This window comes from Streptomyces sp. NPDC046887 (genome assembly GCF_040644755.1).
GTDB classification, from domain to species: domain Bacteria; phylum Actinomycetota; class Actinomycetes; order Streptomycetales; family Streptomycetaceae; genus Streptomyces; species Streptomyces lichenis.
Genome location: NZ_JBEYXH010000063.1, coordinates 1 through 21,146 on the forward strand (window position 1 = coordinate 1; position 21,146 = coordinate 21,146).

General features: G+C 74.6%; 25 protein-coding genes. 14 read left to right on the forward strand and 11 right to left on the reverse strand.

The features are described from left to right. The first annotated feature begins 164 nt into the window (after positions 1–164). Positions 165–2,024, forward strand: coding sequence for a protein kinase (locus ABZ945_RS32230; RefSeq protein WP_361276902.1), 1,860 nt, complete (start codon positions 165–167; stop codon positions 2,022–2,024). A 95-nt stretch (positions 2,025–2,119) separates the two neighbouring features. Continuing rightward, a complete protein-coding gene (locus ABZ945_RS32235; RefSeq protein WP_361276904.1) occupies positions 2,120–3,400 on the forward strand; it encodes an MFS transporter in 1,281 nt (426 codons plus the stop codon). Between the two features lie 70 nt (positions 3,401–3,470). Here ABZ945_RS32235 and ABZ945_RS32240 read toward each other — a convergent pair whose 3' ends face one another. The 3 genes from ABZ945_RS32240 to ABZ945_RS32250 are packed head-to-tail and all read right to left on the reverse strand — an operon-like array spanning position 3,471 to position 6,401. Continuing rightward, complete coding sequence (locus tag ABZ945_RS32240) at positions 3,471–4,040, reverse strand: cupin domain-containing protein (protein ID WP_361276906.1); 570 nt, start codon at positions 4,038–4,040, stop codon at positions 3,471–3,473. Next, positions 4,037–5,227 (reverse strand): cytochrome P450, encoded by a 1,191-nt coding sequence (locus ABZ945_RS32245; protein ID WP_361276945.1) that lies wholly within the window; start codon positions 5,225–5,227, stop codon positions 4,037–4,039. Before ABZ945_RS32245 ends, ABZ945_RS32240 begins: the two co-directional genes overlap by 4 nt. 58 nt (positions 5,228–5,285) lie before the next feature. Then, positions 5,286–6,401 (reverse strand): type III polyketide synthase, encoded by a 1,116-nt coding sequence (locus ABZ945_RS32250; RefSeq protein ID WP_361276908.1) that lies wholly within the window; start codon positions 6,399–6,401, stop codon positions 5,286–5,288. 390 nt (positions 6,402–6,791) lie between these two features. Here ABZ945_RS32250 and ABZ945_RS32255 point away from each other — a divergent pair, with 390 nt between their 5' ends. From ABZ945_RS32255 to ABZ945_RS32265, 3 genes are all read left to right on the forward strand, one after another. Beyond that, positions 6,792–7,019, forward strand: a complete 228-nt coding sequence (locus tag ABZ945_RS32255) for an acyl-CoA carboxylase epsilon subunit (RefSeq protein ID WP_361276910.1) — start codon at positions 6,792–6,794, stop codon at positions 7,017–7,019. A gap of 12 nt (positions 7,020–7,031) precedes the next feature. Continuing rightward, on the forward strand, positions 7,032–7,535 hold the full coding sequence (locus tag ABZ945_RS32260; RefSeq protein ID WP_361276912.1) for a metallophosphoesterase: 504 nt from the start codon (positions 7,032–7,034) through the stop codon (positions 7,533–7,535). Positions 7,536–7,749: 214 nt separating this feature from the next. Then, positions 7,750–8,574, forward strand: a complete 825-nt coding sequence (locus ABZ945_RS32265) for an SAM-dependent methyltransferase (protein ID WP_361276914.1) — start codon at positions 7,750–7,752, stop codon at positions 8,572–8,574. An 83-nt stretch (positions 8,575–8,657) separates the two neighbouring features. Here the strand turns inward: ABZ945_RS32265 and ABZ945_RS32270 are convergent, their stop codons facing one another. Beyond that, positions 8,658–9,560 (reverse strand): helix-turn-helix transcriptional regulator, encoded by a 903-nt coding sequence (locus ABZ945_RS32270; RefSeq protein ID WP_361276916.1) that lies wholly within the window; start codon positions 9,558–9,560, stop codon positions 8,658–8,660. Between the two features lie 241 nt (positions 9,561–9,801). Continuing rightward, positions 9,802–10,071 carry a DUF397 domain-containing protein gene (locus ABZ945_RS32275; protein WP_361276918.1) on the reverse strand — a complete coding sequence of 90 codons (270 nt, stop codon included), beginning with the start codon at positions 10,069–10,071 and terminating at the stop codon, positions 9,802–9,804. Between the two features lie 171 nt (positions 10,072–10,242). Between ABZ945_RS32275 and ABZ945_RS32280 the strand changes: the two genes are divergently transcribed. After that, positions 10,243–10,776, forward strand: coding sequence for an ATP-binding protein (locus ABZ945_RS32280; protein ID WP_361276920.1), 534 nt, complete (start codon positions 10,243–10,245; stop codon positions 10,774–10,776). Positions 10,777–10,927: 151 nt separating this feature from the next. On the opposite strand, the gene ABZ945_RS32285 is transcribed toward ABZ945_RS32280, so the two are convergent. After that, positions 10,928–11,320 (reverse strand): rodlin, encoded by a 393-nt coding sequence (locus ABZ945_RS32285; protein WP_248632981.1) that lies wholly within the window; start codon positions 11,318–11,320, stop codon positions 10,928–10,930. Between the two features lie 192 nt (positions 11,321–11,512). On the opposite strand from ABZ945_RS32285, the gene ABZ945_RS32290 reads away from it, so the two are divergent. From ABZ945_RS32290 to ABZ945_RS32300, 3 genes are all read left to right on the forward strand, one after another. After that, positions 11,513–11,833, forward strand: a complete 321-nt coding sequence (locus tag ABZ945_RS32290) for a hypothetical protein (RefSeq protein ID WP_361276922.1) — start codon at positions 11,513–11,515, stop codon at positions 11,831–11,833. Between the two features lie 99 nt (positions 11,834–11,932). After that, a complete protein-coding gene (locus ABZ945_RS32295) occupies positions 11,933–12,421 on the forward strand; it encodes a hypothetical protein (RefSeq protein ID WP_361276924.1) in 489 nt (162 codons plus the stop codon). Between the two features lie 114 nt (positions 12,422–12,535). Beyond that, positions 12,536–13,522, forward strand: coding sequence for a DUF3048 domain-containing protein (locus ABZ945_RS32300; RefSeq protein ID WP_361276926.1), 987 nt, complete (start codon positions 12,536–12,538; stop codon positions 13,520–13,522). A 36-nt stretch (positions 13,523–13,558) separates the two neighbouring features. On the opposite strand, the gene ABZ945_RS32305 is transcribed toward ABZ945_RS32300, so the two are convergent. Continuing rightward, positions 13,559–14,419, reverse strand: coding sequence for an aldo/keto reductase (locus tag ABZ945_RS32305; protein WP_361276948.1), 861 nt, complete (start codon positions 14,417–14,419; stop codon positions 13,559–13,561). A 151-nt stretch (positions 14,420–14,570) separates the two neighbouring features. Further along, entirely contained in the window at positions 14,571–15,464 is an 894-nt protein-coding gene (locus ABZ945_RS32310; protein WP_361276928.1) for a LysR family transcriptional regulator, read from the reverse strand. A gap of 198 nt (positions 15,465–15,662) precedes the next feature. On the opposite strand from ABZ945_RS32310, the gene ABZ945_RS32315 reads away from it, so the two are divergent. The 4 genes from ABZ945_RS32315 to ABZ945_RS32330 all read left to right on the forward strand — a co-directional run bounded on the left by ABZ945_RS32315 (position 15,663) and on the right by ABZ945_RS32330 (position 19,354). Further along, positions 15,663–16,040, forward strand: a complete 378-nt coding sequence (locus ABZ945_RS32315; protein ID WP_361276930.1) for a hypothetical protein — start codon at positions 15,663–15,665, stop codon at positions 16,038–16,040. 1 nt (position 16,041) lies between these two features. Continuing rightward, positions 16,042–16,401 (forward strand): glyoxalase superfamily protein, encoded by a 360-nt coding sequence (locus ABZ945_RS32320; protein WP_361276932.1) that lies wholly within the window; start codon positions 16,042–16,044, stop codon positions 16,399–16,401. Positions 16,402–16,581: 180 nt separating this feature from the next. Next, a complete protein-coding gene (locus ABZ945_RS32325) occupies positions 16,582–18,129 on the forward strand; it encodes an MFS transporter (protein WP_361276934.1) in 1,548 nt (515 codons plus the stop codon). A 43-nt stretch (positions 18,130–18,172) separates the two neighbouring features. Beyond that, positions 18,173–19,354, forward strand: a complete 1,182-nt coding sequence (locus ABZ945_RS32330; protein WP_361276936.1) for an aminotransferase class I/II-fold pyridoxal phosphate-dependent enzyme — start codon at positions 18,173–18,175, stop codon at positions 19,352–19,354. A gap of 15 nt (positions 19,355–19,369) precedes the next feature. Here ABZ945_RS32330 and ABZ945_RS32335 read toward each other — a convergent pair whose 3' ends face one another. Further along, positions 19,370–19,651: a hypothetical protein gene (locus ABZ945_RS32335; RefSeq protein WP_361276938.1), complete on the reverse strand. Its 282-nt coding sequence runs from the start codon at positions 19,649–19,651 to the stop codon at positions 19,370–19,372. A gap of 123 nt (positions 19,652–19,774) precedes the next feature. After that, on the reverse strand, positions 19,775–20,071 hold the full coding sequence (locus ABZ945_RS32340) for a hypothetical protein (protein ID WP_361276940.1): 297 nt from the start codon (positions 20,069–20,071) through the stop codon (positions 19,775–19,777). A 199-nt stretch (positions 20,072–20,270) separates the two neighbouring features. Here ABZ945_RS32340 and ABZ945_RS32345 point away from each other — a divergent pair, with 199 nt between their 5' ends. After that, complete coding sequence (locus ABZ945_RS32345) at positions 20,271–20,456, forward strand: hypothetical protein (RefSeq protein ID WP_361276942.1); 186 nt, start codon at positions 20,271–20,273, stop codon at positions 20,454–20,456. Positions 20,457–20,501: 45 nt separating this feature from the next. Here the strand turns inward: ABZ945_RS32345 and ABZ945_RS32350 are convergent, their stop codons facing one another. Then, positions 20,502–20,879 (reverse strand): hypothetical protein, encoded by a 378-nt coding sequence (locus ABZ945_RS32350; protein ID WP_361276943.1) that lies wholly within the window; start codon positions 20,877–20,879, stop codon positions 20,502–20,504. Positions 20,880–21,146: the final 267 nt, after the last annotated feature.

Sequence of the window (21,146 nt, forward strand, 5' to 3'; positions counted from 1 at the left end):
ACATGCCCCGCTCCCCCGCCCCCCGCGGCCGTCCCGCCCCCCCCCCCCGGGCCCCGGCGCGCCCCGAGCGCGCCGGGGCTCCGCACGCCCGGGACGGTCCGCGGCCCCCTCGGGTGACCGGCCGGGGTCCGCGCTGTCCGACGGGCCTCCTACTATGTCCGGCCATGAGCATGAGTGAGGCCGACAGACCCCTGGTCGACGGGCGCTTCCGACTGGTGTCCCCGCTCGGCAGCGGCGGCATGGGCACCGTCTGGCGGGCCCGCGACACCGCCCTCGACCGCGAGGTCGCCCTCAAGGAGGTCCGCCCGCCGGAGCCCGCGGCGGAGGCGGCCAGGCCCGGGCTCACCGCCCAGTTCCGCGCCCGCGCGATCCGCGAGGCCAGGGCGCTGGCCCGGCTCTCCAACCCCCATGTGGTCACCATCCACCACATCGTGGAACCACCGGACGGCTCGCCTCCGTGGATCGTGATGGAGCTGGTCGCCGGACACTCGGTGTACGACCGGCTCGCCGCCGGCCCGATGCCGGTGCCCGAGGTGATCCGGCTCGGCCGCGAGGTGCTCTCCGCCCTCGCCGCCGCGCACTCCGCCGGCATCCAGCACCGGGACGTCAAGCCGGCCAACGTCCTGCTCCGGCCGGACGGGCACGCGGTGCTCACCGACTTCGGCATCGCGGTCCTGGACGAGTCGACCTCCCGGCTCACCTCCACCGGCGACCTGATGGGCTCACCCGAGTTCATCGCCCCGGAACGGGTGCGCGGCGAGGAGGGCAACCCCGCCTCCGACCTGTGGTCGCTCGGCATGCTGCTGTACGTGGCGGCCGAGGGCCACCACCCGCTGCGCCGGGCCACCAGCCTGGCCACCGTGGTCGCCGTCCTGGACGACCCGATCCCCCCGCCGGTCCGCTCCGGCGCCCTCGCCCCGGTGTTGGACCGGCTGCTGGTCCGCGACCCGGCCGCCCGGCCGGACGCCGCCGCACTGGACCGGCTGCTGGCCGAGGCGGCGCTACGGGAAGCGGGCGGCGACCCCGGCACCGTACCGCTCGCATCCGGCACCCCGCCCCGCCCCCAGGACACGCCGGGCTATCCCACCTCGCCGCATGCTCAGCACACGCCGGGCCCCGCCTCCCCATCCCGTCCCCAGGACACCTCGGGCCACGCCACCCCGTCCGCGTACACCCACCCCGCCTACACCCCGCCGCCCAGCGGCGGCTGGACGCCGGGCGCGGCCCCGGGCGCCGCCACACCCCCGCACGGGGTGTTCGGCCCGCCTCCCGCCGACCGGGCCGCCCGCCCGCGCTCCCGCCCGCGCCGCCGGGCCCCGCTCTGGGCCGGGCTCGGCGTCCTCGCCGGGGCCGCCGTCCTGGCGGGCGTCTATCTGCTCCCGCCGGACGACGGAACCGGCGACCGCTCCACCGGAAGCGGGAAGACCACGGCCACCGGTTCGGCGGCGGACCGGGGAGCGCGCGACGGCGGCGGTCAGGCGGGCCCCACCGGCACCGGTCGGACGCGCCCGGCGGACGAACCGAGCACCGCCGGGAGCCCGGCCGGGCGCGGCACCGCCGACACCGAGGGCAGCCTGCTCACCCCGGCCAACGTCCGGGCGGTGCTGAAGGCGTTCGGCGAGGCGAGCGGCAGCGACCAGCTCATCGGCGTGAACGTCTACCCGGAGTACGCCCTCGCCAAGATCCCCACCAAGCCCGGCGCCCTCACCTTCGACAACTACGAGTTCCGGAACGGCACCGCCCGGCGGATCGGCCCGGGCGGAACGACCACCGCGAGCGGCGCTTCCGGGCCGTCCTTCGACCCCGGGAAGCTCGCCTGGGACCGCCTCCCGGAGCTGATGGAGCGCGCGGAGCGCGAACTGGCCGTCGAGGACCCGAACCTGCGCTATGTGATCGCCGATCGCTGGACCTTCAACGACGACCGGCCCAGCCTGCGGGTGTATCTGTCCAACGCCTACGGGGCCGCTGGCTACCTGGTCGCGGACAGCGCCGGAAAGGTGCTGAAGACCTTCCCGGCGTCCTGACCGCCTGCCCCCGCGGCCCCGCCGGACGGGAGCCGACACGAAGACGTCACACGGCGCGGGTGTGCCGCCTCCGGCCGCGGGGGAGGGGCGTGATCATGACCCAGGAGACGCAGGCACCCGCCCCGCCCCGCCGCCCGGTCCGGCAGCTGCTCGCCGCCTCGGTCGGCAACGCCGTCGAGTGGTACGACTGGTACGCGTACACCTTCCTCGCCACCTATATCGCCGCCCAGGTCTTCCCCAAGAGCGCGGACAACTCCCTGGTGCCGCTGCTCTCCACGTTCGCGGTCTTCGCCGTGGGCTTCTTCATGCGGCCGGTCGGCGGGCTGCTGATGGGGGCCGTCGCCGACCGGCACGGCCGGCGCGCCGCGCTGACCACCACCATCCTGCTCATGGGCGGCAGCAGCCTGCTGGTCGCCCTCACCCCGTCCTACGCCTCGGCCGGACTGGCCGCGCCGGTGGTGCTGGTGACCGCCCGCCTCCTCCAGGGGCTCTCCGTGGGCGGTGAGTTCGCCGCCTCCACCACCTTCCTGGTCGAGTCGGCCGGGCCCGGCAGGCGCGGGCTGTTCTCCAGCTTCCAGTACGTCTCCACCACCCTCGGCCAGCTCGCCGCCTCCGGGCTCGCCGCCGTCCTGGTCAGCACCCTCGGCGACGGGCCGATGGGGGAGTGGGGCTGGCGGATCCCCTTCCTGCTGGGGGCGGTCCTCAGCCTCGTCGGCTTCTGGATCCGGCGCGGCGCGGAGGAGACCCTGCGCAAGCCCGAGCACCCCGCCGCGCCCCGCCCCCGGCTGTTCGACGCGCTGCGCCACCACCCCCGCGCCTCCCTGCTGATCTGCGGCATCACCGCCGGCGGCACCCTCGCGTACTACACCTGGACGTCCTATCTGCCCACCTACGCCGAGCTGTCCGGAGTCGACAAGGGCGACACCCTGCTCGCCTCCACCCTGGCGCTCGCCTTCTTCGCGGCGCTGCAACCGCTCGGCGGGCTGCTCTCCGACCGGTTCGGGCGCAAGCCGCTGCTGCTCTTCTTCGGCCTGGGCTTCACCCTGCTCGCGGTGGCGCTGCTGCGGGCGGTGGACTCCTTCACCTCCCTGCTGCTGGTCGCCTGCGCCGGGATGGTGCTGCTCACCGGCTTCACCTCGGTCTCGGCCGCCGTGAACGCGGAGACCTTCCCGGCCAGGGTGCGGGCGGCCGGGATCGGCTTCCCGTACTCCCTCACCGTCGCCCTCTTCGGCGGCACCGCCCCCTACCTCGGCACACTCTTCCGGGAGATCGATCGGCCCGGGCTGTTCGCCTGGTACGTCTCGGCGCTCTGCCTGCTGTCCTCGCTGGTCTATCTGCGGCTGCCGGAGACCGCGCACCGGGAACTGGACCGCTGAGGCGCGGGTACACGCGTACGCGAGGAGGCCCCGCCGTCATGGACGGCGGGGCCCCGAACGGTCCTCCCGGTCAGCCCCGGTCGGCGTCGTGGCGCAGCGGGGTCAGCTGCTCGATGTCGTAGCGGGCCCGCAGTGCGGCGATCGCGGCATGGTCGGGCTCCCCGCCGCCGTCCAGGATCTCCAGCAGCTCCTCGAAGTACCGCTCGTGGTCCGGCGGCGGGGAGGCCTGGAAGAACATCCGCGCCGGCTCGCCCGAGCGGTTGGCGAAGGCGTGCGGGCAGCCCGGCGGCACCACGATCACCGTGCCCGGGGTGGCCCGCACGGTGCGCCGGCCCGACGAGGACTCCCAGTTCCGCCAGTCCTCCCGGGTGCGCACCCGGGGCTCGAAGGCGAGCACATCGAGCTCGCCCTCCAGTACGTAGAACAACTCCTCGCTGCGGGTGTGCACATGGGCGCCCACATCGAACCCGGGCGGCACCACCACCTCGAAGCTGGAGGCCGCCCGCGAGTGCTCCCCGGTCACCTTGAAGGTCACCTCGTGCGCCGGGGCCCGCAGCGTACGGCCCTGCCCCCGCGGCACCAGCAGCCCGTCGGGGGTCTCGGCCAGCAGCGAGGCGGGCGCCTGCTGGTGCGCCGTCACCAGGTCACCGGAAGCGCCTCGGGGCCGCGGATCAGCGCACCGCGCCGGAACGGGACCTCCTCGGGCGGCACCGCGAGCCGCAGCCCGGGGAAGCGGTCGCAGAACGCGTCTACCAGCAGCTCCGACTCCAGCCGGGCCAGCATCGCGCCCACGCAGTAGTGCGGCCCGTAGCCGAAGGCCACATGCGGATTGGGGGAGCGGTCCAGGATCAGCGACTCCGGGTCGGCGAAGACCTCCGGGTCCCGGTTGGCCGACAGATAGGAGACGTACACCGCCTCGCCCTCGGCGATGACCGTGCCCGCCACCTCCACGTCCTGAAGCGCGATCCGGGACAGGCCCACCGCGCTGCGGTGCGGGATGTAGCGCAGCAGCTCGTCCACCGCCCGGGGCCGGGCCGCCGGCTCCGCCCGCAGCCGCTCCATCAGCTCCGGCCGGGTCAGCAGCAGATAGAGCATGTTGCCGGCGTTGTTGGTGACCGCCTCACCGCCGATCTGGATCAGCAGCGACAGGCCCACCGCCTCCGAGGCGGTGATCTCGCCGTGGGCGATCGCCGTGCCGAGCAGCCCCAGCACACTGTCCTCGTCGGCGTTGTCCTTGGGCTGGGCCAGCAGGTCGGCGAAGGAGGAGCACATGTCCTCCTTGGCCCGCTGGCTGCGCTCCACGCCCTGCGCGGAGGAGAGGATCAGATTGGTCCACTCGTGCATCTTCGGCCGGTCGGACGCGGGCACGCCCATCAGCTCGCAGACCACCGCCAGCGGGAACGGGCCCAGCAGCCGCTCGGTGAGGTCGGCCGGCGGGCCGTCCGCGAGGATCCCCGCGACCAGCTCGTCCAGCATCTCCCGGGCGCTGTCCCGCAGCCGCTCCACGCCCCGGGTGGTGAACGCCGGCGCCACCGAGCGGCGCAGCCGGGTGTGGTCCGGCGGGTCCTCGAAGCCGACCGCCCCGTCCACCGGGATGAAGTGCGGCGCCAGCCGGGTCACATCGTGGTCCACCACCAGCTTGCGGCTGAACCGCGGGTCGTTGGTGACCGCCCGGACATCGTCGTACCGGGTGACCAGCCAGGCCCAGCCGCCGCCGTTGGGCAGCTTGATCCGGGTGAGCGGGCCCTCCCGCATCAGCTCGGCCAGCACCGGGTCGAAGTCCGTCCCGTGCAGGTCCAGCGCAGGCCAGTTGCGCACCGGCGGCAGGCTCCGGCCGGTGACCGGGCAGACCTCCGCCCGGTCCTGGACCGTGGCGGTCGTCGTCTCATCCCACACGGCTGGGTTCCTCCACCAGATCGGAGACGAGCTCGGAGGCGGTGTCCGGTACGCGGTCGGCGACCGTCCACCGGCCGAGCGACATCTCGGCGGTGATGCCGGGGCCGAAACCGGCCAGCAGGCCGCGGGCGGTGTCCTCGGCGCCGCCTTCGTCGAACATCCGCCGCAGCGCGTCCAGCACCACCGCGCTTGCGATGTTGCCGTACTCGGTCAGCGTCGCCCGGCTGAAGCGGAACGCCTCCGCCGGCACCTTCAGATACTTGCTGAGGTCGTCCAGGATGCGCGGGCCGCCGGCGTGGATGATGTAGAAGTCCAGGTCGGTGGCGTCCCAGTCGTGCTGCCCGGCCAGCTCCATCAGCGCCGGCGCCAGCGGCTCCATGGTGCCCGGCACCCGCTTGTCCAGCTTGAAGTGGAAGCCGGTGGAGCGGACGTCGTAGGCGATCCAGTCCACCGTCTCGGGGACCAGATAGGAGCCGTTGCGCTCCAGCGCCACCCCGGTGCCGCCCCGGCCGCGCATCACCGCGGCCGCGATCCCGTCGCCGAACAACCCGTTCGACAGCAGGTTGCCGACGCCGAGGTCGGTCGGCTGGTAGCACAGCGAGCAGAACTCGCAGGCGACGATCAGGGCGTTCGCCTCCGGGTAGGCGGTGCAGAAGTCGTGCGCCCGGTTGATCGCCGCTCCGCCGGCCGCGCAGCCCAGCTGGGCGATGGGGATCTGCCGCGTGTCGGAGCGGAAGTCCATGGTGTTGATCAGCCAGGCGGTGAGCGAGGGCATCATGAAGCCCGTACAGGAGACATAGACGATCACGTCGATGTCCTGGGCGCGCAGCTCCGCGTCCTCCAGCGCCCGGTTGATCACCGCGGGCACCCGGGCCTTCGCCTCCTCCTCGTATATGCGGTTGCGGACCTCGAAGCCGTCGTGGCGCAGCGTCTCCTCGATGGGGCGCAGCAGATGGCGCTTCTGGACACCGGTGTTCTCCATCAGCCGCAGGGCCAGCGGCAGCTGGGGATGGTCCGCGTGGATGGAGCGCGCCAGGTCGAGAGTCTCCTGCATGGTGATCACGTGCTCGGGGACGGACACCGCCGGTCTGCACAACGTGGCCATGAGTCAAGCCCTTTCGTCGCTTTCGTCCCCACAGCATCGCCAGCGGCCCGACGGCGGCGCGCGGCGAAGAAATCCGGCCGTGGTTGCGCCGCCAGGGTGAGCGGCCCCCGGACCGCCCCGGACCGGGGCCGCCCGAGGCCCCTTCCCGGGCCCCGGGCGCCGCCGCTTCCCGCACGGGGGCCGCCCGCGCGCACCGGCCCCGCCCCCATGTGCGGCCCGGCGCGCCGCGCAACAAAGCGCCACGCCGTGCGGGCGCCCATCTCACCCGTACGGAGGCGGCCACCCGCGCCCTACCGCCGCGGCCACCGTCCCGCCGGGCTCGGGCCTCCGCTCACCCGGACGGCCGTACAGCGGATGCCCGCCCGTCGAGCACCGGCCGAGCATGAGCGAATGCCCCATCATCTGCGCATCCTCCGCGGCGCCCCCACGCCCACCGAGCTGGCCGCCCTCACCGCCGTCCTCACCGCGCTGGCCGCCGCCCCGGTCGGCGAGCCCCCCACCGCGGCGTCCCATGGCCGCCGGCGGGCACACTGGGACCGGGGCTGGCGCGCCCATGTGTGCTCCAACTCCTGGCGGTCCCACCTCATCGGGCACCGCCTCCAGGACCACCACCGCTGAGGGGGCCACCGCGTGCGACTGCTGCTCACCTCCGACACCCATCTGCCCCGGCGCGCGCGAGAGCTCCCCGCGCCCCTGCTGGCGGCCGTCGAGGAGGCCGACGCGGTGGTGCACGCGGGCGACTGGACCGACACCGCCACCCTGGACCTGCTGACCGCCCGCTCCCGGCGGCTGATCGCCGTGTACGGCAACAACGACGGGCCCGCACTGCGCGCCCGGCTGCCCGAGGTGGCCCGCGCCGAGCTGGACGGGCTGCGCGTCGGCGTCGTCCACGAGACCGGTGGCGCCCAGGGGCGCGAGCGCCGCTGCGAAGACCGGTTCCCCGATCTGGACCTACTGGTCTTCGGCCACAGCCACATCCCCTGGGACACCACCGCGCCCGGGGGCCTGCGGTTGCTCAACCCGGGCTCCCCGACGGACCGCCGCCGCCAGCCGCACTGCACGTATATGACCGCCGAACTCGACGGCGGCCGCCTCACCGAGGTCACCCTGCACCGGCTCCCGCCCCGCCGCTGATCCACCAGGCCGCCCGGCGCGCACTCGGCGAGAAATGGCCGAAAAGCGCGCCGGGTTGTGCGAGATATCGCCAACTCCTGTACCAGTGCGATCCGTTCTTCCTAGCATGAGCCTCTCGTACGACCGTCAGGACCGCCGGTCGCGGCCGCCGGAGCGCGGCCCGAGCCGGCGGCGGCCTGCGGCGCAACCGGCACCCGACGCGGATGAGGCGAGGATGGCAGCACGCGAGTTGTGGAGTCCTGAGGCCATCGACACCGATGTCCCCAGCGTGGCACGTATGTACGACTTCTTCCTGGGGGGCAGCGACAACTACGAGTCCGACCGCGCCGCCTGCGCACAGCTGCTGGAGCAGGTGCCCAGCACCATGACGCTGGCGGTCAACAACCGCCACTTCCTGCGGCGGGTGGTGCGGGTGCTGGCCCAGGAGTACGGCATCCGCCAGTTCATCGACCACGGCTCCGGGCTGCCCACCCAGGACAACGTCCACCAGGTCGCCCAGGCCGTGGACCCCGAGGCCGCCGTCGTCTACGTGGACAACGACCCGATCGTGCTCGCCCACGGCCGGGCCCTGCTGGACGAGAACGAGCGGACCACCGTCATCCAGGCCGATATGCGGGACACCGACGGCATCTTCGGCCACGAGGAGACCCGCCGGCTGATCGACTTCGACCAGCCGGTGGCGGCGCTGTTCGTCTCGGTGCTGCACTGCATCCCCGACGAGGACGACCCGGCCGCGCTGGTCCGCGACGTGGCCCGTCGGCTGGTGCCCGGCAGCTTCCTGGTGGTGTGCCAACTGGTCAGCGACCGGCCGGAGATCAGGAAGTTCGTCACCGACTTCATGGCGGAGGCGACCGGCGGCCACTGGGGCCGGGTCCGCGAGCAGCACGAACTCGCCGGCTTCCTGGAGGGCGTGGAGGGCCTGAGCATCCTGGACCCCGGGCTGGTGGAGGTGTCCACCTGGCGCGCCGACAACGATCTGGCGCCCGTCCAGCAGACCGACGAATGGGTGGAGTGGGGCGGGGTCGCCCGGCTCGGCTGACACCCGCCGCACCGGCAACGGCAACGGCGAGGGCCGGGCCGCCCCTCCGCGGGGGCGCCCCGGCCCTCGCCGTGTGGGTGGGCTCAGTACGCCGCGAGCCGCTCGTGCACCAGGGCGAGCGTCTCCTTCGGGGTCAGCGCGCAGGCGCTCAGCCGGTCCATCATGTCCCGGTACTGCTCGACCATGTGCGGCTTCTGGCTGAAGGTGCTGTCCGTCAGATGCTCGATGTACACGGCGTCCCTGAGATCGGTGAGCGCGAACCGCAGATAGGTGACGCCCGTGCCCACCCCGACCGCGGCCGTCACATCCAGCGGGGCGACCTGCACCGTCACATGGGAACGCGCCATCATGGCGGCCAGGAACTCCAGTTGCTCCCGCATCACCAGCGGCCCGCCCACCCTGCGCAGCAGCACCGACTCGTCGAGCACCGCCCACAGCCGGGGCGCGTCCGGCTGGTCGAGCTGGCGCTGCCGCTCCTGGCGCAGATCCATCCGGCGGCGCACCTCGTGCGGCATCAGCCGCGCCGGCCCGGACTCGATCACCGCGCGGGCGTACGCCGGCGTCTGCAGCAACCCCGGGACGTAGAACGGCTCGTACGCCCGGATGATGGCGGCCGCGCCCTCCAGCGCCACCAGCGGCGCGAGGAACTCCGGCAGGACGTCGTGGTAGGTACTCCACCAGTCCTGCCGCCGGGACTGCGCCGCCAGCCGCAGGAACTCCTCGACCGCGTGCTCGTCCTGGACCCCGTACAGCCGCAGCAGCGCCTGGGCGTCGACGGCCTTGCAGCCGTGTCGGCCCAGCTCCATCCGGCTGGTCTTGGAACGGGAGAACCCGAGCCGGGAGTCCACGGCCGCCGGGTCGAGCCCGGCCCGCAGCCGCAGCTCGCGGAGTTTGGCGCCCAGGATCAGCTTGAGGGCCGTCGGATTGTGCTCGACCGAACCCAAAGGTCTTACGAACAGCGGTGGATGCGGTTCCGTCGACGTCATCGGGGGCGCTCCTGCTCACGGGGAAGGACGTACGACGGTACCCAGAGTGCGCCCGCGCGGCCAGACGGTGACGCCCCCGCCCGGCGCGATCCGGTCGGAATATGCCGGGGAGCGGGGCCCGTTGGACGCGCGGGCGGGTGGGGTGGCGCCGGGTCCGGCCCGCGGGGATTCTCCCCGCGGGCCGGCGGCCCGACCGGATACCGACCGGGAACCCGGCCGGGTCTCAGCCGAGCACTGAGTCTCAGCCGAGCACCGAGTCGAAGTCGCCGTCCCGGGCGCCCGCCAGGAAGGCGGCGATCTCGTCCCGGGTGTAGACCAGCGCGGGACCCTGCGGATCCCGGGAGTTGCGGACGGCCACACTGCCGTCGGCCAGCGGGGACAGCTCGACGCAGTTCCCGGTGGGGTTGCTGTGACTGCTCTTGATCCAGTGCGCCGAGGTCAGTTCCCCGGCCGGAATTCCGTTGGCCGGTGCCGCAACGGCCGGTGTCCCGTGAAGCCCGTGCTCGCCCATGGTCCCTCCAATGGTGTCCGCCGCGCCGGTCCGAACGGACCGACGACGGCCTGAATGCAATCCCGGACGCAATTGCGTTTTGCCCGTTGACCCGACGATACTCGTTCCCGGTCGGATGTCGCATCACCCAACTCCCAAGCCCTCAGGGGGACATGTCCAGTGACGGTTCACATGACGGCCTTACAGACCAGCGTCGGCGGTGGAGGACGGGCGGTCGTCCCGGCCCCCGCGGACCCGGCGGGCGAAACCTCCGGCGGGCTGCCGGACGACGCGGACCTCGGCTCCTTCGCCGCCTGTGCGCTGGAGGGCTGCCCGCGCAGCCCCGCCCGGGCGCGCCGGTTCACCGAGGCGACCCTGCGCGGCTGGTCGCTGCCTTCGGTCGGCCCGGACATGGCGCTGATCGTCAGCGAACTGGTCACCAACGCCGTACGGCACGGACTCGGCCACCCGGCGGCCGAACCGGCCGAGTACCCGGTCTGGCTGGGCCTCTTCCGCTATCCGGAGGCCGTGGTGTGCGCCGTCGCCGACCCGAGCCCCGAGGCGCCCCGCCCGCGCCGGGCCGGTGTCTCGGAGACCGGCGGCCGGGGCCTCGCCCTGGTCGGCGCGGTCAGCGACGAGTGGTCCTGGGACATCTCCCCGGTGCGGGGCAAGACCGTCTGGGCCAGCCTCTCGGTGCCCGCCCGGGCCGTACGCCCGGCCCCCTGACCCGACCGCGTCCCGCCGCCTCGGGGGAGGCGGGACACGGCCCAACCGGCAGGAGCGGGGCCGGGAAAACGGCCGGCCGGCCCGCGGAGGCGCGTACGCCCCACGGACCGGCCGGATCGCGACGGCGGTCGTCTCCGCGACCGCCCGCCGCTCAGTCCTCGACCGACGCGGCGAGGTTCTCGGAGATGACGTTCTCCAGCAGGTGCGACAGCGCGCTGTCGCCCTTGACGGCGGTGGAGTTCTCGGTGCAGGTCTGGTTCTGGGTGTCGTTGACCAGGTCCTGGATGCCGACGTTCACCAGACCCACGACGTTCTGGATGTCGGCCTGGGCCGGCACACCGAGGCAGAGCTTGTTCAGCGAGCCCTGGACCAGACCGATCTGCGGGCTCATGTACCCACCGGTGACGGTGTTGCCGTAGCTCTGCGTCGAGAAGTTGCCGTTCTGGGTGCTGATCTCGCCATCACCCACGGCCGCGGCCATCGGGGCACCGGCGGCCAGGGCGGCGGCGGCGACACCGGCGGTGGCCAGAACCTTCTTGATCATGCTGCATCCTTATCGTCGGTAGACCCGGAGCGTTCGGGTTCGCTTGCGTAACCGCGCTGCCCCGATCACGTAACGGCCCGGCGCCCGGCTGCCCGGGACTTCACCCGATTGCCGCAACGGGCGGGGCCCACCGGCCACCGGAAGCGCCCCGGTCAGGCATACGGGGCGGGGGAGGCGGTCACACATGGGGGCATGGACGCATCCCGAGACGCCACCCCGAACGACCCCGCCCCGGAGGAGGACCGGCAGACCGTCGAACGGCTCGTGCCGCTCTGGCTCGACGAGGCCGCCCGGCACGACCCGGCGTCCGCCGCCGACGCGCGCCGCCAGTGGGAGCGGCGCTCGCTCTCCGCCGAGGCCGCCCGGGAACTGGCCGACTGGGCGACCGCCCGGGTCACCGACACCGCCTTCAACGAGGACGAGGGGCCGTGGCGCGAAGGGCCCGCGCGGATCGGCGTGTCCGACAAGGCCGCCGTGCACCGGTGGCTGGCCGCCCGCGGGCACGACGTCTGAAGGCACCGCCTCCGCGCCAGCGGCCCGGCGCCGGACGCCGGTGACCCATCGTCTAGAGTGCGGTGCCGGTCATCGGCGCACCGGCGAGGGGGAACGGGAATGAGCGCGCAACTGCGTGATGTGGCGGAGGACTTGGCGAGGGTCCTGTGGCGGGAGCACACCGTGTACCGGGAGCGCTCCGGGGGTGTGGTGATACGCGGCGAGCATGTGCGGCGCTGGATCAGCCTGGCGCCCACCGGGGGCCGGGACGAGCTCCGGCTGCGCGCCGGGCGCATCCTGCCCGGCGGCACCACCGCCCCGGCCCGCTCCGAGGTGCTGATGCCCCGGTCCGCCTCCTCCGCCGAACTGGCCGCCGCCTGCCGCCGGTTGCTCGCCGAGACGGCCGCCGACCCCGGACCGGCCGGCCCCGGCGGACGGCGGGCGGAAGCGGCCGCCGGATCCCGCCGCCGGAGCGGCCGCCGCACCCGAAGGGAGCGTCGCCCCACCGCCCGCAGGTCCCGGCACACCAGCCTGGGCGCCGCGGTGGTGATGCTCTGCGTCGCCGGGGTGGTGGCCTACGCGGTGTGGGGCGCGGCCGCCCCGTACTGAGCCGCCCGCGGGGGAGCCCGGCCGGCGAGCCATGGCGGCGGCCCGGCCCGCCGTGCTCCACTGGACGGCAGGACGTACGCGCCCCCGGGGCGGGTACGGGCGAGGAGCGGGCCGATGGGTGCCATACGCGGAAGCGGACGGGCCGGCACGGTGGCGGCGGCCGGGGTGCTGTGCGCCGTCCTCGCCGCGGGGCTGACCGGATGCCCGGCCCCCGCTCCGGACCGCACCGCGCCCAGCGCCCCGGCCCGCGGGGTGTCACCGCTCACCGGGCTGCCCGTGCGCGAGGCCGCGCCGGTGCTGGCCGTCAAGATCGACAACGTCCGGCCGGCCCGGCCGCACACCGGTCTCGGCGCGGCCGACCTGGTCTACGCCGAGCAGGTCGAGGCCGGGCAGAGCCGGCTGCTCGCGGTGTTCTCCTCCCGGCTGCCGCCGCGGGTCGGCCCGGTGCGCAGCGCCCGGGAGGCCGACCTCGAACTGCTGCGCCAGTTCGGCCGGCCGGCGCTCGCCTACTCCGGGGCGCAGAGCGCGCTGATCCCGCTGATCGAGGCCGCGCCGCTGTACCCGCTGCCGCCGGAGGCCGCCCCGGCCGCCTATCTGCGCGAACCCTCCCGGCCCGCGCCGCACAACCTCTATCTGCGGCCCCGGGCGGCGCTGGACGCCGCCCCGCGCGCCGAGCGGGCGCGGGACATCGGCTTCCGCTTCGGTGCGGCGCCGCCCGGCGGGAAGCGGATCACCGAGCACACCGTCCGCTTCCCGGCCGCCCGGTTCACCTTCACCTGGTCGCCCGGCGAGCGGCGGTGGCGGGTGGCGATGGACGGCACCCCCGCCCGTACCACCGACGGCGGGCCGCTGACCGCGGCCACGGTTGTGGTACAGCACACCCAGGTCCGCCCCTCCCGGTTCCACGACCGCTGGGGCAGCGTCTCCCCGTACACCGAGACCACCGGCTCCGGTACGGCGCTGGTGCTGCGCGACGGCCGGGGGTACGAGGCCCGGTGGAGCCGCCCCGGGGCGGGCGGCGGCACCACCTTCACCACCCCGGACGGGCGCCCGCTGGCCTTCGCCCAAGGGCCGGTGTGGATCGTGCTCGCCGCGCGCTGAGCCGAGGACGACGAGCCGAGGGCCGGGCGCTCGCGGTCAGGCCGCGGTGCTCAGCCGGGCGAGCTGCTCCTCGCTCAGCGTGAGGAAGGGGGCCTGCGCGGAGTCGCGTACGCTCTCCGTCCGGCGCGCCCCGGGGATCGGGATCACACACGGCGACAGCGCCAGCATCCAGGCCAGGCAGACCCGCTGCGGGCTCGCCCCGACCTCCTCGGCCACCTCGTGAAACACCCGGTGCTCCGAGCCCAGCGCGGACGCCCCGCCGATCCCGCCCAGCGGGCTCCACGGCAGGAAGGCCAGGCCCAGCTCCTCGCATAGCTCCAGCTCGGGCAGGCTGGAGCGGAACGCGGGGGAGAACTGGTTCTGCACCGCCACCAGCCGCTCGCCCAGGATGTCCCGGGCCAGCCGGATCTGCTCCGGGTCGGCGTTGGAGATCCCCGCGCCGCGGATCTTCCCCGCGTCGTACAGCTCCTTCAGCGCGCCGAGCGTCTCCTCGTACGGCACCTCGGGGTCCGGCCGGTGGTGCTGGTACAGCCCGATCGCCTCCACGCCCAGCCGGCGCAGCGACCCCTCCACCGCCTCTCGGAGATAGCCGGCCGAGCCGTCCAGGGCCCAGGTGCCGTCCGGGCGGGTGTGCCCGCCCTTGGTGGCGACCAGCACCGACGAGGTGTCCCCGCCGTACTCCCGCAGCGCCCGGGCGATCAGCAGCTCGTTGTGGCCGGGGTCGGAGGTGTCGAGATGGTAGGCGTCGGCGGTGTCGATCAGGGTGACGCCCGCGTCGAGCGCCGCGTGCACGGTGGCGACGGCCTGCCGCTCGTCGGGCCGGCCCTCCACGGAGAGCGGCATGGCGCCCAGTCCGACGGCGCCGACCTGGTCCTCTCCGATGCGGCGGGTGGGCAGGGCGGAGTGTGGGGATGTCTCTGTCACCGCTCCAGCCTCGGTGCCGGGCGCGGCCCTGTCCAACACGGAACGCTGATGGCGGCCATCGCCCGCGGTGATCGCCGCCCGCAGTGCTCAGCGACGGTGAGCACTGCGGGCGCCGGGCGGGCGGTCAGGCCGCGCCGTCGTCGCGGGCCGCGTCCAGCCGGGCGAGCAGCGCCCGGACCGCCGCGGAGGCCCGCACCCCGTCCGGGTGGGCCACCGAGACCTCCCAGCAGGTGTCCCGGTCCAGCTCCCGCCGGACCAGCCCGCGCGCCTGGTCCTTGGCCGCCACGGACCGCGGCACCAGCGCCACCGCGTGCCCGGCGGCCACCACCTCCAGCAGCTTGTGCACATCGTCCAGCTGCATCCCGACGCTCCGCACCACCCCGGCCGCGGCGAACACCGCGTCCGCCGCCGCGCGCGCACCCCACTGCGGATGCAGGTCCACGAACGGCTCACCGGCCAGCAGCGCCGGCGGCAGCGGCTCCGTCCCGTCCGCCAGCCGGTGGCCCGGCGCGCACAGCAGCACCATCCGCTCCCGGGCCAGCGGCCGCAGCCGCACCCCCGCCGCGTCCCCGGGCCCGGCGGTGAACGCCACATCCAGCCGGCCCTGCCGCAGCCGCTCCAGCAGCACCGCCGAACCGGCCTGCTCCACCCGCACCTCCACCGAGGGGTGGCGCGCCCCGAAGGCGACCAGCAGCCCGAACGGGTCCGCCGCGCCCATGCACTGCTCGGTGCCCACCCGGAGGGTGCCGACCACCGCGTCCCGCACCGCCGCGACCGCCTCCCGGGCCGCCGCCGCGCCGGCCAGGGTGCGCCGCGCCTCCACCAGCAGCGCCCCGCCCGCGTCGGTCAGCCGTACCCCGCGCGGGGTACGGCGGAAGAGCTCGGCGCCCAGATCGCGTTCCAGGGCCCGCAGCGAGGCCGAGAGCCCGGATTGCGCCAGACGCAGCCGGGCGGCGGCCCGGGTGACGTTCCCCTCCTCGGCGACCGCCACGAAATGTTCCAGATGCCGCAGCTCCACGCCCCTGAGTCTAAGGAAACCCCCGCCGGGCCCGGGAAACGCCCGCGGGGGCATGGGCAACGGCCGACCGGAAACCCCCGGGCCCGGGAACCACCTCCCGGCCACGCGATCCACCTCGCGGGCACGATCCGGCCGTCCCGCCCCGGGGAAACCGCCGAACCCCGCCCCCCGGTCCGCGCGCGGCGCTACCGTGCGGGCATGGACGACGGCATGGACGACGGTGTGTTTCCGGAGGACGGGCAGGACTGGCCCCTCCCGCCCGCCTGGATGTGGGGGTGCGAGGACTGCTTCCCGCTCTACTGCGAGATGAAGCACCTGGCCGCGCGGGACCCGCTGCCCGGGGCCGACGAAGCGGCCGAGGGGGAGGCGCAGCTGCGCCTGGCCCGGCACATCGCCGCCGAGCACCGCGCCGAGCTCCCGGGGTACGCCGCCACCTGCCAGGTGTGCGTGGGCCACCAGGCCCGTACCGCCCGCGACCGCGCCATGGGCCGCTCCACGCTCGCCACCGAGCAGCAGGCCCGCGAGCACCGGGCGCGCCACGCCTTCGCCCCGGACAGCACCGTCCACCTCCACTGAGATGACCGAGCCGCGGCCCTCCCCGCCCGAGGAGGCCATTCCGGTGCTCCATGTCCGCGACGCCGCCACCGCCGCCGCCTGGTACGCCCGGCTCGGCTTCGTACGGCAGTGGGAGCACCGTTTCGAGCCGGGCTTCCCGGTCTTCGCCGAAGTCGCCCGCGGGCCCGTCCGGTTGTTCCTCTCCGAGCACCTGGGCGACGCCCGTCCCGACACCCTGGTCTATCTGCGGGTACGCGATGTGGACGCCGTCGCCGCGGAGTTCGGCGCCGAACCGGTGGACGCGCCCTGGGCCCGCGAGGTCGAGCTGCGCGACCCGGACGGCAACCGGCTGCGCGTCGGCACCCCGCACCCGGAGGCGTGACCCCGGGGCCCGGGGCTTGTGAGCGCGGCGGGCTCCCGAGTGGTCCGCCGCCCACCCCGGGCGTACCGTCGAACGGTGGCCTCCGCCACCGACACCACGGCGCCGCCGACGCCGCGGAGGCCGGTCCGCCGCCCGGTGCGACGGGCCCACCGCCGTCCCCCAGGCCTCGGGATCCCCGCCATGACCACACCCGCGCCGGCCCCCGCCCCGCAGACCAAGGCTTCCGGGCGGCCGGCCGGCAGCGGCATCGCGCTGCTGGTCATCGCCGCCTGCCAGCTGATGGTGGTGCTCGACATCACCATCGTGAACATCGCCCTGCCGCACATCCAGCGGTCGCTGGACTTCTCCACCGCCAACCTGTCCTGGGTGGTCAACGCCTACACCCTCACCTTCGGCGGGCTGCTGCTGCTCGGCGGCCGGGCCGGCGACATCCTGGGCCGCCGGCGGGTGTTCATGGCCGGTGTGCTGCTCTTCGTCCTCGCCTCCCTGCTCGGCGGCCTGGCGCAGGACTCGGCGCAACTGCTGGCCGCCCGCGCCCTCCAGGGCGTCGGCGGGGCCATCGCCTCACCCACCGCGCTGGCCCTGGTCAGCACCACCTTTCCGGAGGGGCCCGAACGCAACCGCGCCTTCGGGGTGTTCGCCGCGGTGTCGGCCGGCGGCGGTGCGATCGGGCTGCTGGCCGGCGGGATGCTCGTCGAATGGCTCGACTGGCGCTGGGTGTTCTTCGTCAACGTGCCCATCGGGCTGCTCGTCGTCTTCCTCACCCCGCGCTACATCCGGGAGTCCGAGCGCCATCCGGGCAACTTCGACCTGGCCGGCGCGCTGACCGCCACCGCCGGCATGGTGCTGCTGGTCTACGGCTTCATCCGCGCCTCCCAGCACGGCTGGGGCGACTGGCTCACCGTGCTGTCCTTCGCGGCCGCGGTGGTGCTGCTCGGCGTCTTCGTGCTGATCGAACGCCGGTCCCGGCAGCCGATCACCCCGCTGCACATGTTCGCCGACCGCAACCGCGCGGGCACCTACGGCATGATGCTCAGCCTGGCCGCCGCCATGTTCGGGATGTTCTTCTTCCTCACCCTCTTCGTCCAGGACGTCATGGGCTTCACCCCGCTCGCCGCCGGGCTGGCGTTCCTGCCGGTCAGCGCCATCATCGCGGTGGGCGCGGGTCTGGCGTCCCGGCTGCTGCCGCGCTTCGGGCCCAAACCGTTCATGATCACCGGCGCGCTGTTCGCGGCCGCGGGCCTTGCCTGGCTGACCCAGGTCGACGTGGACTCCACCTATGCCGGCAGCATCCTCGGCCCGATGCTGGTCTTCGGCTTCGGGATGGGCCTGCAGTTCGTCTCGCTGACCCTGATGGCCCTGTCCAACGTCGCCGTCCAGGAGTCCGGGGCCGCCTCCGGGCTGCTCAACGCCACCCAGCAGGTCGGCGGCTCGCTGGGGCTGTCCATCCTGGTCACCGTCTTCGGCACTGCCTCCGCCAACGAGGCCGCCCGGCAGATCCGGCAGTTCCTCACCGAGGCCGCCCCCGCCGAGCAGCTGCGTTTCCGACTCACCGGGGCGCTCCCCAAGCCGTACGCGGACGCCATTCTCACCTCCGGCGTCTCGGCCGGGTTCATCGTGGCCGCCGCGCTGGCCGCGGTCGCCGCGGTGATCGCGCTCTTCGTCATCCAGGTCCGCCCCTCCGACATCGAGCGCCTCCAGGGCGGCGCCGGGCCCGCCGGGCTGTGACCACCCGCCACCGCCCGACAGCGGCTTCCTAGACTCGGCTGCCATGGACGACGCGATTCCCGACGATATAGACGACACGGCGGAACCCGACCCGCTCGGCCGGCTCACCCTCGACCGGCTGCGCCGCCGTACCAGCGTCAAGTGGCGGCGGTACGCCGAGGACGTGCTGCCGCTCTGGGTGGCCGAGATGGACGTCCCGCTCGCCGAACCGGTGGCCCGGGCCCTGACCGAGGCGGTCGCGGCCGGCGACACCGGCTACGCGTACGGCACCGGGTACGCCGAGGCGCTGGCGGCCTTCGCCCAGGAGCGCTGGGGCTTCGACCTGGCCGTGGAACGCACCCTGCTGGTCCCGGATGTGATGCTCGGTGCCGTCGAGCTACTGAAGCGGGTCACCGGGCCCGGCGACGCCGTGGTGGTCAACTCCCCGGTGTACCGGCCGTTCTACGCGTTCGCCACCCATCTGGGCCGGCGGGTGGTGGAGGCGCCCCTCGGCACCGGATGGCGGCTCGATCCCGAGCGGCTGGCCGAGGTCTTCCGGGAGGTGACGGCCGGCGGCGGGCGGGCGGCGCTGCTGCTGTGCAGCCCGCACAACCCGACCGGGACCGTGCACACCGCCGAGGAGCTGACCGCCGTCGCCGCCCTCGCCGACCGGTACGGCGTACGGGTGATCGCCGACGAGATCCACGCCCCGCTCACCGCCCGGGGCGTCCGCTTCACGCCGTATCTCTCCGTCCCCGGCGCCGGTACGGGCTTCAGCCTGATGTCGGCGTCCAAGGCGTGGAACCTGGCCGGGGCGAAGGCCGCCCTCGCCGTCGCCGGCCCGGAGGCCGGGCACGAGCTGGCCGCGGTCCCGGAGGAGGTGGGCCACGGGGTCAGCCACCTCGGAGTGCTCGCCCACACCGCGGCCTTCCGGGAGGGCGGGGCCTGGCTGGACGCGGTACGCGGCGGGCTGGACCGCAACCGGCTGCTGCTGGGCCGTCTGCTCGCCGAGCGGCTGCCCGAGGTCCGCTACCGCCCCGCCGAGGGCACCTATCTGGCCTGGCTGGACTGCCGGGCCCTGGGCCTGGGCGACGACCCGGCCGCGGTCTTCCTGGACCGCGGCCGGGTGGCGCTCAGCTCCGGACCGGAGTTCGGCACCGGGGGCGCCGGGCACGCCCGGCTCAATCTGGCCACCTCCCCGGAGCTGCTCACCGAGGCGGTCCACCGGATGGCCGCCGCGCTCTGACCCCGGCCCGGCCTCTCAGCCGGCCGACAGGGGCAGCGCGGGCAGCCCGCCCAGCAGGGCGCTGCCCAGCAGCGCCCCGCCCACCGGCAGCGGAGAGGCCTGGCCGGGCTTCTGCCCCTGCGAGGACTGCCCGCCCAGCAGCCCGGTGCTGTTGAGGTCGGTGGAGACCGGGGCGCCCACGGTGGTCGGCGGGGCACCGTCGCCGGCGGCCATGGCGGGGGAGGCGGCGGCCACCACTCCGGCACCGACGGCCCCGGCGCACACGGCGGCCATCCGCAGACGGGAACGCGCAGTCATCTCATACTCCTTGTCGGGCCCTGCGGCCCGGTCGACGTCACTGGGGCCGGGAGCCGTGACACTCCCGGCGCGAAGTGCAACGACCTCGACCGCCCCCCGACACGGGCATCCCCCGTCGAGCGTTCAGGGGCCGCCCTGGTTCCGCCGCGGGCGGCGGCGCAGGGCACGGGAGATCCGGTCGACCGCCCACAGCGCGGTCAGGGCGCAGAGCACAAAGGCGCCGAAGAGCACCAGGCAGAGCATCGCGAGCGCCAGCGGGCCGCCGACCGCCGACATCAGCCGCGCCATCGGGCGGGCCCATACTCCGGCCGTCCCCACCATCGGGACGGCCACCGCCACCGCCAGCACCACCCCCGGCCGGGACCGCCGCTCGTCCTCGTCCCCTTCCGGCCCGCCGTGTCCGGTATCCGCTGCCTGCACGGGGCCAGTCTGCCTTGTCAGGTCCGCGCACGTGAGCTGGTACGGGCCATCGAGGGGGCGCGGGCCGACCGGGCTGCCGGTGGCGGCCCGCGCCCGGCCCCGTACACTCGTCCACCGCTGCCGGGAGTGCCGGCGGGGTCAAGCGAACGACGTGTGCGATCCGCGTGCGATCAACCGAGCCCCGGAAGGGTGATGGGACATGGAATCCGCTGTGCGAGGCGACGCGCCGATCTATGACCGACTGATCGCGGAGCGCGGTGATGTGCCCGGCGATGTGCGGCGCACCGCCGAGGAGACGCTGCGCAGGCTGACCCGGGCGATGGAGTTCGGCCCGGTGGGACGAACACCGGGCTTCCCCGGCGGATACCCCGGCCCGGGGATATGACCGGCGGCCGGAGGTGAGCCGCGCCCCCGTCCCACGGGGGAGCGGCTACGGCCGGTCGTCCACCAGGCCGCAGACCCAGGCCAGCGCGTCGTGCACACCGCGGACATGGGCGGCGCGCTCGGCCTCCTCGGTGGGGTCGCCCAGCTGCACCACGGCCGCGTCCAGCTCGGCCGTGAGCACGTAACTGGACGGGACCCCGCCGAGACCGTCGACGGCCGCGCCGGTCACCGGTGCCCGCTCCGCCTGGCCCAGCGCCCATCCGTAGGCGTCCAGGGCGCCGACGGAGAACGCCGTACGCAGCCCCGGCGTGGCCACCTCGTGCTCCAGCCGCCGGTACGCGCCCTCGACCTGAGCCCGGGGCCGGGTGCCGATCAGCAGCTCCGCGCTCCGGGTGTCCTCGTTGCGTTCGAAGTCGACTCCCATACCCGTACGTCTCACCAGCCTTCGCCGCCCGATGCTTCCTGGTGGGCAAATTCTTCCCCGGTACGGCCTCGGCCGCCGCCGCGCGGGGGCGGACGCTGCTCCGTTCGGGGCTCCGGGACGCCATGGCGGCGCGCCCCCCCCGGGAGCGCGCCGCCATGGGCCAAGCGCTATTCGCTAGGGCAGGGTCCATTTCTGGTTGGGGCCGGTGTGGCAGGTCCAGAGGTGGGTGCGGGTGCCGTTGTTCCAGGTGCCGCCTTCGGCGTCGAG

Excerpts from the sequence above, each read along its gene's own strand:
- ABZ945_RS32275 (WP_361276918.1), bottom strand. The coding sequence starts at position 10,071 with ATGGGCGAGCACGGGCTTCACGGGACACCGGCCGTTGCGGCACCGGCC.
- ABZ945_RS32255 (WP_361276910.1), top strand. The coding sequence starts at position 6,792 with ATGCCCCATCATCTGCGCATCCTCCGCGGCGCCCCCACGCCCACCGAG.
- ABZ945_RS32285 (WP_248632981.1), bottom strand. The coding sequence starts at position 11,320 with ATGATCAAGAAGGTTCTGGCCACCGCCGGTGTCGCCGCCGCCGCCCTG.
- ABZ945_RS32300 (WP_361276926.1), top strand. The coding sequence starts at position 12,536 with ATGGGTGCCATACGCGGAAGCGGACGGGCCGGCACGGTGGCGGCGGCC.
- ABZ945_RS32235 (WP_361276904.1), top strand. The coding sequence starts at position 2,120 with ATGACCCAGGAGACGCAGGCACCCGCCCCGCCCCGCCGCCCGGTCCGG.
- ABZ945_RS32265 (WP_361276914.1), top strand. The coding sequence starts at position 7,750 with ATGGCAGCACGCGAGTTGTGGAGTCCTGAGGCCATCGACACCGATGTC.
- ABZ945_RS32320 (WP_361276932.1), top strand. The coding sequence starts at position 16,042 with ATGACCGAGCCGCGGCCCTCCCCGCCCGAGGAGGCCATTCCGGTGCTC.
- ABZ945_RS32250 (WP_361276908.1), bottom strand. The coding sequence starts at position 6,401 with ATGGCCACGTTGTGCAGACCGGCGGTGTCCGTCCCCGAGCACGTGATC.
- ABZ945_RS32280 (WP_361276920.1), top strand. The coding sequence starts at position 10,243 with ATGACGGCCTTACAGACCAGCGTCGGCGGTGGAGGACGGGCGGTCGTC.
- ABZ945_RS32290 (WP_361276922.1), top strand. The coding sequence starts at position 11,513 with ATGGACGCATCCCGAGACGCCACCCCGAACGACCCCGCCCCGGAGGAG.
- ABZ945_RS32350 (WP_361276943.1), bottom strand. The coding sequence starts at position 20,879 with ATGGGAGTCGACTTCGAACGCAACGAGGACACCCGGAGCGCGGAGCTG.
- ABZ945_RS32270 (WP_361276916.1), bottom strand. The coding sequence starts at position 9,560 with ATGACGTCGACGGAACCGCATCCACCGCTGTTCGTAAGACCTTTGGGT.
- ABZ945_RS32295 (WP_361276924.1), top strand. The coding sequence starts at position 11,933 with ATGAGCGCGCAACTGCGTGATGTGGCGGAGGACTTGGCGAGGGTCCTG.
- ABZ945_RS32230 (WP_361276902.1), top strand. The coding sequence starts at position 165 with ATGAGCATGAGTGAGGCCGACAGACCCCTGGTCGACGGGCGCTTCCGA.
- ABZ945_RS32330 (WP_361276936.1), top strand. The coding sequence starts at position 18,173 with ATGGACGACGCGATTCCCGACGATATAGACGACACGGCGGAACCCGAC.
- ABZ945_RS32325 (WP_361276934.1), top strand. The coding sequence starts at position 16,582 with ATGACCACACCCGCGCCGGCCCCCGCCCCGCAGACCAAGGCTTCCGGG.
- ABZ945_RS32315 (WP_361276930.1), top strand. The coding sequence starts at position 15,663 with ATGGACGACGGCATGGACGACGGTGTGTTTCCGGAGGACGGGCAGGAC.
- ABZ945_RS32345 (WP_361276942.1), top strand. The coding sequence starts at position 20,271 with ATGGAATCCGCTGTGCGAGGCGACGCGCCGATCTATGACCGACTGATC.
- ABZ945_RS32335 (WP_361276938.1), bottom strand. The coding sequence starts at position 19,651 with ATGACTGCGCGTTCCCGTCTGCGGATGGCCGCCGTGTGCGCCGGGGCC.